19 protein-coding genes are annotated in these 18,763 nt (G+C 33.2%); 6 read left to right on the forward strand and 13 right to left on the reverse strand.

The window, feature by feature from the left end:
* Positions 1 to 139 precede the first annotated feature (139 nt).
* The 3 genes from CDH49_RS12850 to CDH49_RS12860 form a co-directional block, all read right to left on the reverse strand.
* Positions 140 to 541: a hypothetical protein gene (locus CDH49_RS12850; protein WP_157805317.1), complete on the reverse strand. Its 402-nt coding sequence runs from the start codon at positions 539 to 541 to the stop codon at positions 140 to 142.
* 185 nt (positions 542 to 726) lie between these two features.
* Positions 727 to 1,482 carry a DUF2490 domain-containing protein gene (locus tag CDH49_RS12855; RefSeq protein WP_157805318.1) on the reverse strand — a complete coding sequence of 252 codons (756 nt, stop codon included), beginning with the start codon at positions 1,480 to 1,482 and terminating at the stop codon, positions 727 to 729.
* Positions 1,460 to 2,416, reverse strand: coding sequence for a TerC/Alx family metal homeostasis membrane protein (locus CDH49_RS12860; RefSeq protein WP_100615946.1), 957 nt, complete (start codon positions 2,414 to 2,416; stop codon positions 1,460 to 1,462). The genes CDH49_RS12855 and CDH49_RS12860 overlap by 23 nt, the downstream gene beginning before the upstream one ends.
* 289 nt (positions 2,417 to 2,705) lie before the next feature.
* On the opposite strand from CDH49_RS12860, the gene CDH49_RS12865 reads away from it, so the two are divergent.
* The 5 genes from CDH49_RS12865 (at position 2,706) to CDH49_RS12885 (ending at position 6,975) form a co-directional block, all read left to right on the forward strand.
* Positions 2,706 to 3,191 carry an Hsp20/alpha crystallin family protein gene (locus tag CDH49_RS12865; protein ID WP_100615947.1) on the forward strand — a complete coding sequence of 162 codons (486 nt, stop codon included), beginning with the start codon at positions 2,706 to 2,708 and terminating at the stop codon, positions 3,189 to 3,191.
* A gap of 186 nt (positions 3,192 to 3,377) precedes the next feature.
* Complete coding sequence (locus tag CDH49_RS12870) at positions 3,378 to 4,106, forward strand: energy transducer TonB (RefSeq protein WP_100615948.1); 729 nt, start codon at positions 3,378 to 3,380, stop codon at positions 4,104 to 4,106.
* A 363-nt stretch (positions 4,107 to 4,469) separates the two neighbouring features.
* The gene (locus CDH49_RS12875; protein WP_100615949.1) at positions 4,470 to 5,816 is read left to right on the forward strand and encodes a histidine kinase; all 1,347 of its coding nucleotides are present in this window, start codon (positions 4,470 to 4,472) and stop codon (positions 5,814 to 5,816) included.
* An 11-nt stretch (positions 5,817 to 5,827) separates the two neighbouring features.
* Positions 5,828 to 6,127, forward strand: a complete 300-nt coding sequence (locus CDH49_RS12880; protein WP_100615950.1) for a 2TM domain-containing protein — start codon at positions 5,828 to 5,830, stop codon at positions 6,125 to 6,127.
* A gap of 92 nt (positions 6,128 to 6,219) precedes the next feature.
* Positions 6,220 to 6,975: a LytR/AlgR family response regulator transcription factor gene (locus CDH49_RS12885; protein ID WP_100615951.1), complete on the forward strand. Its 756-nt coding sequence runs from the start codon at positions 6,220 to 6,222 to the stop codon at positions 6,973 to 6,975.
* A gap of 296 nt (positions 6,976 to 7,271) precedes the next feature.
* On the opposite strand, the gene miaA is transcribed toward CDH49_RS12885, so the two are convergent.
* From miaA to CDH49_RS12920, 7 genes are all read right to left on the reverse strand, one after another.
* On the reverse strand, positions 7,272 to 8,177 hold the full coding sequence (gene miaA / locus CDH49_RS12890; RefSeq protein WP_100615952.1) for a tRNA (adenosine(37)-N6)-dimethylallyltransferase MiaA: 906 nt from the start codon (positions 8,175 to 8,177) through the stop codon (positions 7,272 to 7,274).
* The gene (locus CDH49_RS12895) at positions 8,170 to 9,015 is read right to left on the reverse strand and encodes an ion transporter (RefSeq protein WP_100615953.1); all 846 of its coding nucleotides are present in this window, start codon (positions 9,013 to 9,015) and stop codon (positions 8,170 to 8,172) included. The genes miaA and CDH49_RS12895 overlap by 8 nt, the downstream gene beginning before the upstream one ends.
* A gap of 45 nt (positions 9,016 to 9,060) precedes the next feature.
* On the reverse strand, positions 9,061 to 11,019 hold the full coding sequence (locus CDH49_RS12900; RefSeq protein WP_100615954.1) for a DUF3857 domain-containing protein: 1,959 nt from the start codon (positions 11,017 to 11,019) through the stop codon (positions 9,061 to 9,063).
* Positions 11,016 to 12,386: an exonuclease domain-containing protein gene (locus CDH49_RS12905; RefSeq protein WP_100615955.1), complete on the reverse strand. Its 1,371-nt coding sequence runs from the start codon at positions 12,384 to 12,386 to the stop codon at positions 11,016 to 11,018. Before CDH49_RS12905 ends, CDH49_RS12900 begins: the two co-directional genes overlap by 4 nt.
* Positions 12,387 to 12,429: 43 nt before the next feature.
* Positions 12,430 to 13,098 carry a YggS family pyridoxal phosphate-dependent enzyme gene (locus tag CDH49_RS12910; protein ID WP_100615956.1) on the reverse strand — a complete coding sequence of 223 codons (669 nt, stop codon included), beginning with the start codon at positions 13,096 to 13,098 and terminating at the stop codon, positions 12,430 to 12,432.
* 64 nt (positions 13,099 to 13,162) lie between these two features.
* Complete coding sequence (locus tag CDH49_RS12915; RefSeq protein ID WP_100615957.1) at positions 13,163 to 14,053, reverse strand: 3-hydroxyacyl-CoA dehydrogenase family protein; 891 nt, start codon at positions 14,051 to 14,053, stop codon at positions 13,163 to 13,165.
* Between the two features lie 146 nt (positions 14,054 to 14,199).
* Positions 14,200 to 15,159, reverse strand: coding sequence for a Gfo/Idh/MocA family protein (locus CDH49_RS12920; protein WP_100615958.1), 960 nt, complete (start codon positions 15,157 to 15,159; stop codon positions 14,200 to 14,202).
* 158 nt (positions 15,160 to 15,317) lie between these two features.
* Between CDH49_RS12920 and CDH49_RS12925 the strand changes: the two genes are divergently transcribed.
* Positions 15,318 to 15,959: a protein-L-isoaspartate(D-aspartate) O-methyltransferase gene (locus CDH49_RS12925; protein ID WP_100616135.1), complete on the forward strand. Its 642-nt coding sequence runs from the start codon at positions 15,318 to 15,320 to the stop codon at positions 15,957 to 15,959.
* Between the two features lie 194 nt (positions 15,960 to 16,153).
* Here the strand turns inward: CDH49_RS12925 and CDH49_RS12930 are convergent, their stop codons facing one another.
* The 3 genes from CDH49_RS12930 to CDH49_RS12940 form a co-directional block, all read right to left on the reverse strand.
* A complete protein-coding gene (locus CDH49_RS12930; protein ID WP_157805319.1) occupies positions 16,154 to 16,930 on the reverse strand; it encodes a carboxypeptidase-like regulatory domain-containing protein in 777 nt (258 codons plus the stop codon).
* Positions 16,927 to 17,745, reverse strand: a complete 819-nt coding sequence (locus CDH49_RS12935; RefSeq protein WP_100615960.1) for a carboxypeptidase-like regulatory domain-containing protein — start codon at positions 17,743 to 17,745, stop codon at positions 16,927 to 16,929. Before CDH49_RS12935 ends, CDH49_RS12930 begins: the two co-directional genes overlap by 4 nt.
* A gap of 166 nt (positions 17,746 to 17,911) precedes the next feature.
* Positions 17,912 to 18,700 (reverse strand): carboxypeptidase-like regulatory domain-containing protein, encoded by a 789-nt coding sequence (locus tag CDH49_RS12940; protein ID WP_100615961.1) that lies wholly within the window; start codon positions 18,698 to 18,700, stop codon positions 17,912 to 17,914.
* Between the last annotated feature and the right edge of the window lie 63 nt (positions 18,701 to 18,763).

The following is an 18,763-nucleotide window of genomic DNA, read 5'->3' on the forward strand; positions in this document are numbered from 1 at the left end:
TTTAACGTGTCGCGGCTTCACGAAGTGGCGAACTTCCTAATCGCATATTTTCCACTAAGATATATTTCTTGCGAAAGATAAACGTCAACTTTGCATTTTTTTCGCCATTTTGCGAAACCGATGTTAGCGATAGTTATTATTACCATAAATTGGTTTCTATTGAGTAGATTAAAAAACATACAAGACAAATTTCGTTTTGCTCTTTTTCATTTTCATTAGTAAACTCTAAAATTAAATTATACCCATCTAAATCAAAAACTTTTTTTAAGGATACTTCTGCAATTAAAACATTATCGCAATAAATTTTGGAATACGGTTTCTTTAAATAAAAGTTTAATAAATTGTGAGTTATTTTTATAGAAAGATTATTTACGTAAAACACATTAGTAAATAAATTTTGCTTGACGATTTCAATTTTATAATTAAAGTCTTGAAATAACACTTTCTTTCTTAAAAAACCAAACCTTATTTTGGCTCGAAATTTATCATCAAAGATTTCTCCATATGTAAAGGAAAATGGGATTTTAGTTTTTCGAATCATTTTAAACGATTCTTTTCCATTTTGTTTAACAGATATATTTCCTTTATTTTGAATGTTGATTTCGACCATTTATATAATTATCGCTAACTTTTAAGATATGAATAATTTCAATTACCTATATCAAACGTTAAACGAATGTAATAGAAATCTTCTACAATATCAATTTTAGAAAGTAAAAATGTAGGTTACTCAGTCTTATTACTTTTACTTAAATCCAAATTATGCCGTATTTGCAACCAAAATACATTTGTTTGTCTGTAAGTTCCAGATGTGGATGTTGAGGCATATTGACTGTTCCAAGTGGGAGAAATGGAAAGACTTTTATTTAATTGAAAGGTTGGGCTTACTACAAACCTATTTTGATCAAATGTTTTATTAACCGTTTGCTTTCCTGAGTTAATGAAAATTTCATCATTAATCCTTAATAAAAACAGGCTTTCAGGATTGGTTTTTGATAATTTAAATAGGGTGAAGCTTACCGCAAAACTATACCTAAAACGAAAATTGAAGGTGTTATTTGAATCATTTAAGGGATTGAAAAAACGTTCTTCAACACGAAGTCTGTGATTGATTTTAATGTTGTTAAGGGTATTTGTAAACACCAACTCTTGATGCGGACGGTATTCCATTCTATTTAAAGTATCTTGTGAATAAAAGCCAGAATAGGCAAAACCGGCTGAAATCCTAAAATTTTGCTTTATGGTATATCCTAAAGCAGACCTTACAATAAATTGGGAACTTTCATTAAAGTCATCTTTCCATCTATGACTGGCATCAGCAAGCAGCGTCCAATTTTTGTTTAATTTGGTTTCATTATAATATTGGAGCCATTGTTGGTTTTCGCGTGTTACAATTTTGTTTTGCGCACTCGTTTTATGAATTAAAACGGACGAAAAAAAAAGAACAATAACTAAACGTTTACATATCTTTTTTAGAATCAATCTTTCTGATATTTAAAGTCGAAATATAGATACCAACCCCTAATGAAAGGCCAATAAAAGATAGCGAGAACCATTCCGGGATATGAAAAAACTGTGAGCTAATCAATTTTATCGAAACAAATAACAGGATGGAAAAAACGCTGTATTTAAGGTAGGCAAATTTTTCCAGCATGCTTGAAAGGAAAAAATAAAGCGAACGCAAACCCATAATGGCAAAAATGTTAGAACTGTAAACAATAAAAGGGTCTGTGGTGATTGATAAAATGGCAGGAATACTATCCAATGCAAACAATAAATCCGTAAACTCAATCGTAATTAAGGCACCAAATAGGGCAGTGAATACTTTTTTGCCATCAACAACAGTCGTGAATTTTTCGCCATCAATAATTTTGGTAAGCCTAAAAAACTTTGATAAACCTTTGCTTTGTTCCTTTTCTTTATGTTCTACGTCATTTTTCAACATTTTTATAGCTGTAAACAATAGGAAAAGTCCAAAAACAATACTCATTCCATGTACTTTATTCATAAGAACCAATCCTAAATTAATTAAAATGGCCCTAAACACAATGGCACCCAAAATACCCAAAAACAAAAGTCTATGCTGAGATTTAAGTGGGATTTTAAATGAGGCAAAAATGGCTGCGATCACAAATAAATTATCAACACTTAATGATAATTCAACCATATAGCCGGTTAAATAATTTAAGACAGCCTTATTAGGAGTAAGGTTGGTAGGATTATCAACAATCTGGGAATTATAAAACCAATAGATTAAAATAGAAAATAAAAGGCCGTTGGAAACAAAAAAGATAGTTTCATAAATGGCTTTTTTGGTAGATGATTGTGTGCCTTTTTTGTGCAATACAAAAAAATCAAAAAACAAAAGCGCGAAAGCGTAAACTATTAAAATTATCCAAGGTGTTGTAAAGTCCATTTTGAATTAGGGGTTAAAAATCAAACGAAATTAATTGATTTCTACTCAAAAACAATGCATGTGCCCTAGTTTATTTTTTTTGATATAATAGGCTGTTTTTTAGAAACTTAACATTGTGTACTTGTGAAATTATGACAGTTTTTTATACTTCAAAAATGAAAAACTGTCATTCGTTTGTTAACGTAACATTAAAAAAAAGACTATTATCTGTCAGTTTGTGTTTTGGTATTTTTTTTGTCACTTATTTATTAAAATAGATAAAATAATGTTTAACTAAAAATTTTTAATTATGAGCAATTTAGCAACAGTAACAAAAAATGGAGGTTTAACAACAACTAATAAAAATAGATTGTCAAACTTCCCAAATTTATCAACATGGCTAGAAGATTTTCCTCTAGGTGAATTTCCAACCTTGTTTTCGTCAAATTTTAATACAGGTATTTCGCTGCCTAAAGTAAATATTAAAGAAGTAGCGGATGCTTTTATTGTTGAAATGGCCGTCCCAGGATTGAAAAAATCTGATTTCAACATCGATTTAGAGAACCATGTGCTATCTATTTCAGCAGAAATTAAAGAAGAAAACAAAGAAGAAAAGGAAGCAGGTTATACCCGTAGGGAGTTTGGTTATTCATCATTTAAAAGAACCTTTACGTTGCCAGAAACTGTACAAGACGACAAAATTAAGGCCACATATAATGAAGGTATTTTAAGTGTGCATCTTCCCAAAAAAGAAGAAGCCAAGCAAAAACCAGCGAGAACCATTAGTATTTCTTAAAACTAAAATTTACTGGTATTTAATACACTTAAACCAGTTAAAAACACTACAAGCTGCCTTATTAAAAGGCGGCTTTTTTTATTTTATGAAATTAAAAATTTTGATGATTTTTTTGGGTACGACATGATAATTGTCATAGTAAATAATGGTTCATTGGAATAATTTTACATCATAAAAACAAGAGTCATGCAAGTTAAAAAGAACCCAGAAGCAGAAATTGGCAGAAATAGCAGTTTGTATTTTGCCATTGGACTTAATATCATGTTATTCATCACATGGCAGGCATTAGAATTTAAAACTTATGATAAAGCAGATATTGATATTGGGGTATTGAATTTAGAGAAAGAAATAGAAGAAGAAATACCAATTATGAATATAAATACGCCGCCACCTCCACCGCCACCGGCCATATTGACCGAAACAGTTCAAATTGTTGAAGATATTGAAGATGTTGAGGAAACGATAATCGAAAGTACCGAAACAAATCAGGATGATAGAATAGCAGATGTTGTTGTTAATGTTCGTGATGTAGCCGTTAAGGAAGTTGAGGAGGAAGTAGAGGTACCTTTTGCGATTATTGAAGATGTTCCTGTTTTTCCTGGCTGCGAGAAGGTAAGTAAAGCTCAAAAAAGAGCTTGCTTTGAACAGAAAATGCAAGCACATGTGGTGAAAAACTTCCAATATCCACAAGTAGCGTTAGATTTAGGAATACATGGTAGGGTTTCTGTGATATTTACAATCGATAAAGATGGTAGTATTACAAAAATAAGAACACGGGGACCAGATGCGACTTTAGAAAATGAGGCTGTACGGATCATAAATACATTGCCAAAGATGATACCTGGTAAGCAAAGAGGAAAACCAGTACCAGTGCCATTTAGTTTGCCAATCAACTTTGTTATGGCAGCTAATTAAAAAGATAAACCATTAGTTAGGTTTTATATTGAGTTTGATTGTTTTAAACGGTTAACCATAGATTATGTGGTTAGCCGTTTTTTATATGGTTGCTTTTAAATTACAATTCAGCGGTTATAAATTACAATTCGGTTAATACCTTTTTTATTTTCTCTACTCTCATAAGATATTTGTTTCATAATTAAAAAAAACGAAAACATGAAACATCTAATCCCTATAACCACCTTATTGGTTTCGGCATTGCCAAATGGGCAGCCAAATTTAAAATCCCATTGGAACTTTTTATTAACTTTAAAGCAGAAATACCATTAAAAAATTGACTACAATAACCTTGCAAAAGCATTGTAATCTTGAAGAAACACTATGACAAAATTGATTAAAAATATCATCGTAACGTTTATAATTGGTTGCTTGGTTTATATAATTAGCAGCTTTTTATCCCATGGATTCAGATATGAAAGTTTCAATGAAGGTATTATCGATTTTTTAATGTATCAGTTATATGCTTTTCTTCTCGGGTTTTCCAATCTGTATTTTTTCAATTATTTAGAAAGACTTACATGGAAAAAAAGAGATAAAATAAAACGTATAAGTATTGGTATTATTGGTTCGACGGTAGTAACGTTACTAGGGTTGTTTTTAATTAGGGCACTAACGGCCATGATGTTTAACGGTAAAACATTTTTTGCTTTTATAGCAGACGAACGTTTTAGGTATTACCAATTCGGACTATGGATTACCATAACCATCGTTATCATTTTTCACATTGTATATTATTACAATAAGTATCAGCAAAACAAAATAAAAGAACAAAAGGTTATTGCGGGTACGGCAAGTGCTAAGTTTGATGCTTTAAAAAATCAGTTAGACCCCCATTTTTTATTCAACAGTTTAAATGTGCTGACGAGTTTAATTGAAGAAAATCCAGAAAATGCTCAAAAATTCACCACATCGTTATCCAAAGTATATCGCTATGTTTTAGAACAAAAGGATAAAGAATTGGTCTCGGTTGATGAAGAATTGGAGTTTGCTAAAACGTATATGTCTTTATTAAAAATGCGTTTCGAGGACAGCATTGTTTTTGAAATGCCCGAAAAAGCATCCAATCCAGAAAGTAAAGTGGTGCCTTTATCCTTGCAATTGCTTTTAGAAAATGCCGTAAAGCACAATATGGTAACCTCTAGTAAACCATTGCATATTAAAATTTATGAAGACGGTAACTATTTAGTTGTAGAAAATAATCTTCAATTAAAAGACATCGTAAAAAAGAGTAGCGGCGTGGGCTTAAGCAATATCATGCAACGCTACGATTTATTAACAACCAAAAAAATAAGTATAAACAAAGAAGCCAATAGGTTTGCAGTAGCCATCCCTATGCTCACAAAACAAATATCAATTATGAGAACACAACAATCAGAATCTAGAATGGAAGATAGCTATATAAGAGCTCGTAACCATGTTGAAGAACTTAAGAATTTTTATTACAGCCTAGTATCCTACGTCTTTGTAATACCCTTTTTAATATTCATTAATTATAGAACCTATTGGGGTTTCCAGTGGTTTTGGTTCCCCATGTTAGGCTGGGGAATCGGGTTGGCAGTTCAAGCCTTTAGGGTATATGTTAGCGATACATTTTTAGGAAGTACTTGGGAAAAACGCAAGATAGAACAGTTTATGAGACAAGAAGAAGAACAAAAACGTTGGAACTAAACACCTTTATCATGGAAAAATATAAAAAAGAAGATGCTTATATAAGAGCAGAAAAGAGGTTAAAAGAGCTAAAAGGCTTCTACTGGCATGCGTTCTGGTATGTTGTGGTCAATTTATTTTTAATCGGAATGGTTGTGGTAAATGGGGGTGATATAATGCATTTTGGCACATTTTCTACAGCGCTTTTCTGGGGGATTGGTTTGGGTTTTCATGCCTTAGGTATATTTGGTAAAAACCTGATGTTCTCTAAAGATTGGGAAGATCGAAAAGTTCAGGAATTTATGGATAAGGAGAAAAAGAAATGGGAGTGATTTGGTTTTCAGTCGCAGTCGCAGTTTTCAGTTTCAAATAAAATCTTGATAGCTTAGCATCTTTGTAACTTTGAACCTTTACAATTAAAAAAATGAAAGTAATTATTATAGAAGACGAAAAACCATCCGCTCGCCGTTTGCAACGTATGTTGGAAAAACTAGGAATTCAAGCAAAAACCATGTTGCATTCGGTGGAAGAATCCTTGGAATGGTTTCAAAACAACCAGCATCCCGATTTGATTTTTCTGGATATTCAATTGAGCGATGGTTTGTCGTTTGAAATTTTCGAAACCATAGATATTAAAAGTGCTGTTATTTTCACCACAGCTTATGATGAGTATGCGTTGCAGGCGTTTAAACTGAATAGCATCGATTATTTGTTAAAACCCATTGATGAAGACGATTTGGCAAAAGCCGTAAAAAAATACCAAGACCGTATACCACAAAAGCAAACCGTAAATATCGATTTTAATGATATTAAAAAACTGTTGGTAAACCCAATAGACCGCGAGTATAAAAAACGCTTCTCAGTAAAGGTTGGACAACATATCAAACTGATTAATATAGATGACATCGAGTGTTTTTACAGTGAAAATAAAGGCACGTATTTGCATTGTACCGATGGTAGGAATTATTTATTGGATACCACGTTGGAACTCTTGGAAAATGAGTTGGAACCAAGAACCTTCTTCAGGATAAACCGTAAGTTTTTTGTAAACATTCGCGCCATAAAAGATATGGTAAGTTATACCAATTCGCGTTTACAAATAAAACTAAAAACGTATAATGCTGACGAGGTTATTGTAGCAAGGGAACGGGTCAAGGATTTTAAGGAGTGGTTGGAGTAGAGGTTTTAAAGGTTGCTTTTAACTTTCAAAATATGGATAGTTTCAATTATCTATATCGATAGTTAAACGAATTTAGAATTTTTTTCTCACAAAGTCATTTAAATATTTAACAAAGCAATGGTTTATGTATATATTTAATTAAATGAGCTTCTCGATACAATTTTCTCATGCTTCGAAAATCACTCGAAGTGACATTTGGTTAATAATATCAAATTTAGTTAGCCTGTCAGTTCGAGTGAAATAGTGAGGCACGAGCTATTTTGTATCGAGAACCATCTTTAAAAACAAACACTCAATTAATGTATTTTAGATTCTACACTTTCAATAACAACCTCAAAATCCACCAAATAATCAAACCACAAAATACTGTCATCTTTTTTAAACCAAGTGAGTTGGCGTTTGGCAAAGCGGCGTGTGTTTTTTTTAATCTCAGAAATGGCAAAATCCAAATCACATTCACCATTTAAATAATTAAAGAGTTCTTTATAGCCTACTGTCTTTAAGGCATTTAAATGTTGGTACGGCAACAAACTTTCCACTTCTTTAAGTAAACCTGCTTGCATCATCATGTCTACACGCTGGTTAATGCGGTTGTAGATAATGGGTCTGTCAGCAGTGAGTCCAATCGTAATGGTTTTAAAATTACGTGTGACTTTCTCTTTATTTAAAAAAGACGAATAAGGTTTGCCTGTACCGATGCAAATTTCTAAAGCACGAATCACCCGATGCGGATTATCAATAGCAATGGTTTTATATGAGGTTATATCTAATTGCTTTAATTGTTCTTGTAAATAGGGAAGTCCTTTGGTTTCTAGATCGGTATTTAGTGTCTCACGTATGTTACTATCAACTTCAGGAAAATCATCTAAACCTTTAGTAACTGCATCTACATACAATCCAGAACCGCCAACCAAGACAACTACGTTTTTGGTTTTAAAAAGCGTTTCTAAACATTGCAGTGCATCCTTTTCAAAAGCACCCACGTTATAATTATCTTGAATGGATTTATGATGAATGAAATGATGTTTTACGGTAGCGATTTCTTCTTGTGTTGGTGCCGCAGTGCCAATGTGCATTTCTTTAAAAAACTGTCTCGAATCTGCCGAAATAATCTCTGTTTCAAAGTGTTGTGCCAGTTTAATGCTTAAAGCAGTTTTGCCAATGGCCGTTGGGCCCACAATAGAAATTAAAAACTTAGTCATCATGTAGTTTATGGCCACAATTATGGCAAAATTCGGATTTCTCCATGTGATCTTGTTCACCACAACTCGGACAAGGGTTTCGGTTTCCGATTAAAAAGATACTTCCTTTACGCTTAGATTGTGCAAGTTCTGCGGTAACAATACCTGTTGGTACAGCAATAATGCCGTAACCTAAAATCATGATGAACGAGGCCACTACCTGTCCCAATGGTGTTATGGGGTGTATATCTCCGTAGCCAACCGTGGTTAGGGTTACAATGCACCAATAAATACTCACAGGAATACTTGTAAAACCATTTTCCTTACCTTCAATCACATACATTAATGAGCCTAGAAGTACACATACCACAAGCACAAAATAAATGAATATGACAATCTTGGTTCGACTCGTTTTAAGGGCCAATCTGAGTTGTGATGCTTGTCCCATGAAACTTACCAGATTAAGTATTCTAAACAAACGTAACAGTCTTAATGCCCTAACAACCGAAAGTATCTGGGCTCCACCCAAGAAAAACGAGAGGTACATGGGCAAAATGGCTATAAAATCTATGATGCCATAAAAACTAAAAATATATTCCGAAGGTTTTTTTATGGAGATAATGCGTAGAATGTATTCTATCGTGAAGAAAATGGTAATAATCCATTCACATATAACAAAAAATTGGTGGTACTTATCATCTATAAAATCGACTGTTTCAAGCATCACCATGAGTACACTCAATAAAATTAGCCCAAGTAATACAAGATCGAACAATCTGCCCATCATGGTATTTGTACCATAAATGACAATGTGCACTTTCTGCCGGAAGATATCGAATTTAGATTTTTCTGTATCCATAAAAAACTATAGATTCAAATCTACAAAAATTATAGTTGAGAATCTTTAAATCTTCTTTATTACAATGGTGGCGTTTTTTTGAATATCCACAATTTTGGTCATGAATTCCTTTAGGTAGGGGTAATATTCTGGAGCATAGAGCGCTTCTTTAAAATCGATTCTCAATGTTAAGCTAGCAGTTTGTCCCAAAGTCTTAGAAGATAAAGCTACCATACCAGTATTATTAGGTAAAGCTACTATGAAATCCTTAGGCAATTCCAAAACAGCATACTTGTCTCCCAAATTGATATTAAGCATATAAAAATAGGAGTCCTTGTAGCCAAAATCTATTGGGTAAGTCCGTTCTTGCAATTTAAAAGGGTTTTCGCTGAAGAATTTAACCAAAAAAGGATTTAGATATAGGTTGTCCCCAATAGTCTCTGTCTCTAACGAGATATTATAGGATTCAGAAAAATCTGGACTTGTCTTACCTTCCGTGGTTATTTCATGATTGGTTATTTCAATACTTGGATAATTATTTTCGAGCCCATTAACATAGGCCTCTTTATTTGGATAATAGGACTTTTTAAAATTTAGTGAATGATACCCAGTACTTTTGCCACTAATGCTGCCTACTAATTTGTCGTTTTCATTAAAATTTAGGGTAGCATTATATAAATATTGTGAAACATTTTTTGGTGCGATGTCAATCCAGTTGCTTCCTTTTTTAAAGTCTAGCAGACGACCATATAGATTTAAACATCTAAAAGGAAGTTCCCCAAAACTTAAATAGCTATCTGTGGCATCCAATAAATATGTTTTGTTATCAATGGTAGCTTGAACAATTAAATAATTAAATTCTGAAATTACTGGAAATATTTTAGTTGCAAAGCCATTATTTCTAGTCGATAACAACACAGGTTTTACTTGAATACCAGTTCCTTCCAATAAATTATGGAGCAATATATTTATTTCTGAAACATTCCCAGATTTATCTTTAATAATATCTTTTACAGATACATCCTTAAAAATATGATACTCTTCATTCCATGTATAATTTTCTTGTACATAATTGTAAACAGCCATTGCTTTTTTTAAGGCGTCTGGCTCGTTTAAAATAGTTGATGATAATAATTCATCTGCTTCAACGAACCTAGATAGTTGCCTTCCAATGTTTTGATCTTTCTCCAGCTCTTTATCTACGGTTTCCCAAGTTTTAGCATAATCATTTTTAATACCTTGAAAGTCAGTAAAGGTTTGTAGTTCATACTCCACCCGAGCTAAATAGTTTGTTTTGTGGGTCATGTAGTCCTCCTCAATAAATGCAGGTATATTTTTCATTACATATAGAGAATTGCTACAATCGGCTGAACCGCCATTTGGGACTTCAAGACATCTTTTCTCTATTTTAGATTCATTAATAAACAGTTCCAGTCCACCGACTAATTTTATGTGATAGTTCCAATTTCCGGGGATGCTAGCGGCGTATTCACTATGCAACTTTGGGATACTGCTTTGAAAATTCCATCCTTTATAATTAAACATAAAAGGAGATGTTAATGTGTAACTATATGTTATTACTGACCCTTCTTGTATGTTGGGCATTGTGAATTTTACTAGTGTATGGTTCTCATCATATTTTTCAGTGAAAATATCTTTGGCCTCTAAATTGGTTTTAACAACCTCTCCATTTATTAAGTTATAGATGGTTGCAATAATTTTATCCACCTTTTCTGAATTACGCTCATTATTATAAAGTGGAATGGTAATGTTGGCATTATCAAAACCTTTTCGGTTCAAAATTTTTATTTTATGCTGAACATCCGTTTTTAAATTAAATTCATTTTTATCAACATAACTGTTTCCGCGTTCATATATTACGAGTGCATTTGCAGTTGTATCTCTTTTAAAAGTTCTTGATTTAATATCATCTAATGTTGCCCTATAATTTTCGGAATCATAATTTTCTTGTGAGAAACCTAGAGCGCTTAATGTAAAGGTGAAAAATAAGAAGAATTTTTTCATGTCTGATTGAAGTAATGTTGTTTGACTTGCTTGTTTTTCCTTAAATAACTTTGAATAATATGTTGGGTGTCTCTATTATTTTCCATAGGTGTAATAATAGATTCTAAAACCTCAATATTATTGATTTGATAATTCAAATTAAAAAAGCCTAAGCCCTTAAAAACACCACTTTCAATCAGAATGGCGCTTCGTTCGTCAATATCACGACCTCTATCAATAATCACCAAGTTTTTATTTTTGTAACTATTTTTGTTGATAAGGGCTTCCACACGTCTATTATAATCTTCAGGTGCTTCTTTTTGAATACAGGCACCGGCGCATTCCTTGATGTCATATTTAAAACAGCTTGTTTTTGTGTTGTAAATACCGGCTAATTTTTGACATAATTGGTATTCTTCCACCATATGAAACATAAATGTTTTGGCGCTTTGCCTGTTGGCAAATGTGGTAATGGGATTTTTACGGCCATCTACAATATCAATTTTAAGATTGATGTAGCCATGATCATCAACGAAACTATACAAGGCATGTGTGAAAACTTTTCGGCGTAATGCTCTATTGTAAATGGGATTGTTGCGTTTTATTTCTTCACTTTCTTTTAAAAGCGCTACCAATTCACTGCCTGTAGCTTCGTAGGTTACGGCAGCAACTTGCATTTGTATTTTTTTTGATTTTGGATTTGTATTTGTAAAATGCTGATTGACGCGCTTTTTTATATTGTTGCTTTTGCCAATATATATAATTTCACCGTCAGATTTATGCATATAATACACCCCGGTAACCGCAGGTATTTGTTCAATAATATTAATATGTCTAGGTTCTAATTGATGCTTCGGGTTTAAACGAATGGATTCTTGAATGATGCTTTTGGTGGAATCTTTATCAAGCAACATTTTAAACAGTTTAACGGTCGCCATGGCATCTCCAGAGGCTCTGTGTCTATCGGCTACAGGAATTCCAAGCGATCTTACCAATTTGCCCAAACTATAAGATTCTTGATTCGGGATTAAATCTTTTGCTAGTTCGACCGTACACAGTGATGGGCGTTCAAATTCAAATCCCAATCGTCTGAATTCCGTACATAAAATGCGGTAATCGAACTGGGCGTTGTGAGCCACTAAAATACAATCCTCTGTAATTTCTACAACGCGTTTGGCTATTTCATAAAACTTTGGGGCACTGCGTAGCATACTACTGTTTATACCAGTAAGATTCACTACAAAGGGTTGAATTTCCCGTTCTGGATTTATAAGACTGATGAATTGATCAACGATTTCATGACCATCGTATTTGTAGATTGCTATTTCGGTAATGCCTTCTTCATTATACTTGCCTCCAGTAGTTTCTATGTCTAATATTGCGTACAAAAATATTTGTTTATTTGTTTTTTGTGGAGTTGTTTATTCGTTATTAATTATAATTTCGTTCTCCGAAAATACTGCTTCCAACGCGTATCATGGTACTTCCACAATCTATGGCAAGTTTATAATCGCCACTCATGCCCATGCTTATAATTTCTGGCTTAAAGTTAAAAGATTCCATGGTTTTAAAGCCATCAAAAGTGGTTTTTAACAACGTGAATTCATTTTTTATTTGGTTGAGGTCTTCCGTAAAAGTTGCCATGCCCATAACGCCAACAATCTTGATATTTTTCAATTCTGAAAATGCTTTTGATTGAATAATGTTTGATGCTTCATGAGGTTCCATTCCAAATTTGGAATCTTCTGAAGCTATTTTAATTTGAAATAAACAATCAATCACCCGATTGTTTTTTATGGCTTCTTTATTTATCTCTTCTAAAAGTTTAAAATTATCAACGCCATGTATTAAACGCACAAAAGGGGCCATATATTTTACTTTATTGCGTTGTACGTGCCCAATCATATGCCATTCGATGTCTTTTGGCATCTGCTCATACTTGTCAACCATTTCTTGGATTTTATTTTCCCCAAAAATGCGTTGACCTGCATTATAGACTTCCATCAAATCACTTACGGGCTTTGTTTTAGAAACAGCTACCAATGTAACATGAGGTGGTAACTCGGATTTAATATGGTATAGGTTTGCTTTTATGGACATTAATTGTTGTTTAGGCGTTTAATTGTTTAACTGTTTAATTGTTTTTAAGTTTAAACGCATAAACTTACTTCAAGAATTGTTTAGAGATTTCCTCAGCTTTTTTACTTTCGGAATAATCATAAAATCCTTCCCCAGATTTTACGCCCAATTTACCAGCGTTCACCATATTAACGAGTAAAGGACAAGGTGCATATTTCGGATTTTTAAAACCATCATACATCACATTTAAAATCGATAAGCAAACATCTAGACCAATGAAATCTGCCAATTGCAAAGGGCCCATTGGGTGTGCCATGCCTAATTTCATCACGGTATCAATCTCATGAACACCGGCAACGCCATTGTAAAGTGTTTCAATAGATTCATTAATCATGGGCATTAAAATACGGTTGGCCACAAACCCAGGGTAATCATTAACTTCCACAGGTATTTTTCCTAAGGTTTTGGAAATATCCATAATGGTTTTTATTACTTCTTCGCTGGTGTTATACCCTTTTATGATTTCAACCAAAGGCATTAATGGTACTGGATTCATAAAATGCATGCCAATAACCATGTGTGGTCTATTTATCGCTGATGCTATTTGTGTTATGGAAATAGAGGAGGTGTTGGTTGCTAAAATGGTATCCTCTGGGCAAGCGGCATCTAGCTGTTTAAAAATAGTAAGTTTTAAATCGACGTTTTCAGTCGCAGCTTCAATCACCAAATTGGCATATTCAACGCCTTCTTTAATGTTGGTGAATGTGGTAATATTTGATAACGTGGTATTTTTTATAGCTTCAGTGATGCTTTCCTTTGCCACCATTCTGTCTAAGTTTTTGGAAATGGTTTCTAAGGCTTTTTTTAAGGCAAGGTCATTGACATCAATAAGCTGCACTTTAAATCCGTTTTGAGCAAAGGTATGTGCTATACCATTGCCCATAGTGCCTGCTCCAATAACTGCTACGTTTTTCATTTTAATAGTGCTTTTTTCATTCCCTCAGGAGGGAATCCCATTATTTATTCGTCATTGCGAATCTCACTTTTTTGTGATGAGGCAATCTTTCGAATAAAAGATAAAATTAAACGGATTGCCACGTCATGCTTCCTCCCAATGACGTATTAAAAACAATTAATTATTTGATTAGCCACACGTAACGCTTCGGTACCATCATGTAGCGTAACCGCAGGTTTTGTGTTATTGTTTATCGCATCAGCAAAGCTTTCCAATTCATCTAGAATGGAATTGTTTTCTGGTATCGGCGGATTATCAAAATAGATTTGTTTTTTTACGCCCTCCGCATTTTCAAGAACCATGTCAAAGTCCCCAGGATTTTCAGGGGCATCCTTCATTTTTACGACTTCACATTGCTTGGTTAAAAAGTCCACCGAAATGTAAGCATCCTTTTGAAAAAATCGAATCTTACGCATTTTCTTTAACGAAATTCTACTAGCAGTTAAATTGGCAACACAACCATTTGTAAATTCAATACGTGCATTGGCTATATCGGGCGTATCGCTAATGACAGCGACACCACTGGCCGAAATATGTTTTATTTTAGAATTTACGGTGCTTAAAATAATATCAATATCGTGAATCATTAAATCCAATACCACAGGAACATCGGTGCCACGAGGATTAAACTCAGCTAGTCGGTGAGATTCAATGAACATCGGAGATTTCACCTCGTCCTTAACAGCTAAATAGGCGGGATTAAAACGTTCTACATGGCCCACTTGTCCTTTTACATTGTGCAGGGCAACCAAAGCTCTTATTTCTTCGGCTTCTTCAACGGTATTGGTAATGGGTTTTTCAACAAAAATATGTTTACCTTTTATAACGGCTTGTTTGGCACATTCGTAATGGGAGAGGGTTGGCGTGACAATATCTACGACATCTACGGCATCAATAAGTGTTTCAATGGAATTAAAGAATTTATAACCAAATTCTGCTTCTATTTTTTTACCGTGAGTATCATCGGCATCATAAAAACCAACAAGATTATATTTTTCTGACTGTTGTAGAAGTCTTAAATGAATTTTCCCAAGATGACCTGCACCAAGTACCCCAACGTTTAGCATAATATTTCCGTTTTAAACAAAAATAGCATAATTAACACATGATTTTGGTATAATGCTGCTAAATTTTAATCGTAAATTATTAAAAAATAAATTCTGTTTAAATAGTTTTAAGCTTAAAAATGTTTGACTAATTTTAGCATTGAGAAATGACGCTACTTTTGAAAGATACATTTAAGCATAAAGGATTACGACAGCAATTAGTTACTGTGTTAAAAGGCAAGGGAATAACGGATGCAAATGTTTTGAAAGCCATAGGGAATGTGCCCCGACATTTATTTATGGATTCTGGTTTTTTAGATTATGCTTATAAGGATATGGCGTTCCCGATTGCGGCCGACCAAACCATCTCACAACCTTATACCGTTGCATTTCAAACGGAATTACTTCAAGTTAAAAGAGACGATAAAATTTTGGAAATAGGTACAGGGAGTGGCTATCAAGCAGCCGTTTTATGTGAACTGGGTGCTAGAGTTTACAGTATAGAACGTCAGCAAGAATTATTCAAAAAAACGAGTGTGTTTTTACCAAAAATAGGTTATCGTGCCAAAAAGTTGATTTTTGGAGATGGTTATAAAGGTTTGGTTGAAGATGCCCCGTTTGATAGTATTATTGTAACTGCTGGCGCGCCTTTTGTGCCAAAACCATTGTTAAGTCAGTTAAAAACAGGAGGAAGGTTGGTGATTCCTGTTGGAGAACATACACAAATTATGACTTTAATTATTAGGAAAGACACTAAAGAATTTGAACAACATGAATTTGGTGAATTTCGTTTTGTGCCTTTGTTGGAGGATAAGAATTAATATTTAGAAACTCGTTGGGCAGAATTTGTATTAACAAATCTAATAGTATAGCTTCTCGATACGATTTTCTCATGCTTCGAAAATCACTCGAAGTGACAAATAGTGTTATAATATTAATTTTAGTTAGCCTGTTCTCGAGTGAAATAGTGAGGTACGAGCTATTTTGTATCGAGAACCCTTTAAAAAATTTGGATTTAATCCTTTGTTTTTCCCTTTTCATAATCAGATAAAAAGGTTTTGAAGGCTTTACTGTGTTTGAATAATTCCTCTAACAATAATATTCTTTTATCTTCTTTTAGAAATGTATCATTAATGTTTTGGGCTTCAAAATATTCGAAAAACAAATTCTTATATTCCAAAGGTATTTTTAACTCATTAACTAAAAAGGTATCATTTAATAAGTTGTCTTTAGCAAACAAAGAATCCAGTTGTTTGTAATTAATAGGTTCTACAACATCGGGTTTGAATTTTTCTTTCTTGAAAAGTTTTCCAATAAGTGAAGCTATTGCAATAAAATCCAAACCATAACTTGGTGCCTGTCCATACAAATGTGGATTTTTTTTAATGTCATCAGCAATTTGGGCTTTTAAATCGGTTGTATATGCTTCTGCGTCAAACTCTTTATTTTTTGAACGATCAGTCAGCACAACTTCATCAAGATTGTTCATTATTTTTTTTAATTCAATAACGATGCTGTTTTCAAAATGGTCTTTGGTTAAGACTTCTTTTTTTTGTTCATAAAACAATGAAGAAAAAACGAGCGTGTCGTTAATAGAAGCGTTTATTACGAAGTTACCCGCATCATCTGAATAGGTTGTTACTTGTTTTGAAAGATTGAAAACCTTAATGTCTTTTAGTTTGGATTCTGCATCATAAATAACCCCACGTATGGTTTGGGAATTCATGGCTAATGGTACTAAAAAGATTAAAGCAATTAGCTTTAAAACTTTAAAATATCGTTTTGTTTTCAATATTCTATTTCTACGTTTATGGAATATGCACCCGGGACTTTATACCAAGAGCCTTGACTGTTTTTTCTAAAATAGCCCTTTCCTTTGGTTAAAATACCACCTAAATTAATTTCATAGGGGTTTTTAAAATCAGTTATGAACTCAACACTAACAAAGAAATCTTCGTCAAGATAAATGTTATATGATGTTAAATCCATTTGAATCCAACCTGGTTCAATTCGTTTATGTTGTACAATGTTTTGAAAAATTATTTTTTCTCCCGGAGCATCATCCACATTTTTGTAAAAGTTTATTCTGATGTAGCTGCTATCTATTTTAAAACCACGTAATAGATACATGTTAACATAATTTATTTTAACAGATTTACTTGGAATATTTATTCTTTGTGCTGCTTCAATAACATCCATGTCTTTAGATATGATTGGAGCCGATAAAAACGGATTATAACTTTTAACTCCAACCTTACTATGTCTTTTCTTTTTATTTGAGATGATGACTTCGGCGAGTTCATTGGTTTTAGGCTCTAGATAAAGCGTTTTGTCTTTAATGCTCCTTATGGGGATTTTTAAGGTTTCGTAATTGACATGGCTGATGGTTAAAGAGTCTGTTGAGAGTTCTTGTGGAATCTCTAAGAGGAACTTTCCTTCTAAATTCGATATGGTCCCTTTGTTTTTGTTTTGAATCCCTATGTTAACGAATTCAATAGGTGCTTGCGTTTTGGAATCCATAATGGTTCCGCTCATTTCAATATCTTGTGAAAATACTTGGTAAACGCATATTTGAAGTAAAAAAGATAGGTAGATGTTTCTTTTCATCCAGTTGGTATATTAATTTAGATAGAAATCAAATTAATACAATCTGCGTAATAAAAAACCTATATTTAACACTATTTAACTCGCTTGTTAATAGAATTTTATGAAATTCTGGTGGAATCTTTTTGTTTACTATGGAAGAAGTAAAGAAGTAATTTGTCTGAGACTATTACAATTTGCCTTCTCGGTCTCTGTTAAGTACTTTGTACTCTTCATAGCATTCACTGATGGCATCTAGTATTTGAAGGTCGTTTGCCGTTTGTATAAACCCCTTTGAGTAGTTGCACTGACTTACAATTTCGTCTAAATCCACTTTGTTTACTTGTAGTAAAACGGTTAGCATTTCACGGTCAAATCGTGAGGCGAGTAAGTTTCTTATTTCATCATCTTCCTTCATCTTTTTAAGCTTTCGCAATTCATTTGGTTTTTTACCAAACATACGATGTAAAAAATCGGCAGGATTAAAAATAGAACCTAATACTTTGTTGATGGTAGATTGTCTACCAGCCTCATAACCTGTACTTGGCAGTCCGGAAATACTATAACGGTAATTTGTGTTTATAGCAGGAACTTGTTTAATATCAACTTCCAAATACCCTGTAAGTTTTAATTGGTTTACTACAACTTCTTCAAGCGCAAGGGCTAGTTCGGTAAGTTTAATAGTGGTAGTTGCTCCATCACCATATTTTAACCAATCGTTAGTAACGCGTACTTTTATGGATTTAAAGCCCAAATAAGAGAAGTGCAAGGTGTCATTTACATTTGCGGGAATTTCAAACTCACCATTACTGTTGGTGCTGGTTCCAATGACTTTATTGAGGTTTACAATGTTGACACTTTCTAAAATTTTGTCGTCGGAAGCATCAACAACAACACCTTTTACTCTTCCTGCCTCTTCTTGCGAAAAGCAAAAAGCTGAAGACAATAGTATTGAGAAAAGTAAAAGGTAGTGCTTCATTCTATATGATAGGTTAATTCTAATTTAGTCATAAAAATACTAAACTAAACCTTAATTCTAGTT

Origin of the sequence: Confluentibacter citreus (assembly GCF_002807055.1) — a bacterium.
In the GTDB taxonomy this organism is placed as follows: domain Bacteria; phylum Bacteroidota; class Bacteroidia; order Flavobacteriales; family Flavobacteriaceae; genus Confluentibacter; species Confluentibacter citreus.

What these genes read in the sequence shown, in the direction of transcription:
- CDH49_RS12850 (WP_157805317.1), bottom strand. Translation starts at nt 541, where the DNA reads ATGATTCGAAAAACTAAAATCCCATTTTCCTTTACATATGGAGAAATC.
- CDH49_RS12860 (WP_100615946.1), bottom strand. Translation starts at nt 2,416, where the DNA reads ATGGACTTTACAACACCTTGGATAATTTTAATAGTTTACGCTTTCGCG.
- CDH49_RS12865 (WP_100615947.1), top strand. Translation starts at nt 2,706, where the DNA reads ATGAGCAATTTAGCAACAGTAACAAAAAATGGAGGTTTAACAACAACT.
- CDH49_RS12870 (WP_100615948.1), top strand. Translation starts at nt 3,378, where the DNA reads ATGCAAGTTAAAAAGAACCCAGAAGCAGAAATTGGCAGAAATAGCAGT.
- CDH49_RS12875 (WP_100615949.1), top strand. Translation starts at nt 4,470, where the DNA reads ATGACAAAATTGATTAAAAATATCATCGTAACGTTTATAATTGGTTGC.
- CDH49_RS12880 (WP_100615950.1), top strand. Translation starts at nt 5,828, where the DNA reads ATGGAAAAATATAAAAAAGAAGATGCTTATATAAGAGCAGAAAAGAGG.
- CDH49_RS12885 (WP_100615951.1), top strand. Translation starts at nt 6,220, where the DNA reads ATGAAAGTAATTATTATAGAAGACGAAAAACCATCCGCTCGCCGTTTG.
- miaA (WP_100615952.1), bottom strand. Translation starts at nt 8,177, where the DNA reads ATGACTAAGTTTTTAATTTCTATTGTGGGCCCAACGGCCATTGGCAAA.
- CDH49_RS12895 (WP_100615953.1), bottom strand. Translation starts at nt 9,015, where the DNA reads ATGGATACAGAAAAATCTAAATTCGATATCTTCCGGCAGAAAGTGCAC.
- CDH49_RS12900 (WP_100615954.1), bottom strand. Translation starts at nt 11,019, where the DNA reads ATGAAAAAATTCTTCTTATTTTTCACCTTTACATTAAGCGCTCTAGGT.
- CDH49_RS12910 (WP_100615956.1), bottom strand. Translation starts at nt 13,098, where the DNA reads ATGTCCATAAAAGCAAACCTATACCATATTAAATCCGAGTTACCACCT.
- CDH49_RS12915 (WP_100615957.1), bottom strand. Translation starts at nt 14,053, where the DNA reads ATGAAAAACGTAGCAGTTATTGGAGCAGGCACTATGGGCAATGGTATA.
- CDH49_RS12920 (WP_100615958.1), bottom strand. Translation starts at nt 15,159, where the DNA reads ATGCTAAACGTTGGGGTACTTGGTGCAGGTCATCTTGGGAAAATTCAT.
- CDH49_RS12935 (WP_100615960.1), bottom strand. Translation starts at nt 17,745, where the DNA reads ATGAAAAGAAACATCTACCTATCTTTTTTACTTCAAATATGCGTTTAC.
- CDH49_RS12940 (WP_100615961.1), bottom strand. Translation starts at nt 18,700, where the DNA reads ATGAAGCACTACCTTTTACTTTTCTCAATACTATTGTCTTCAGCTTTT.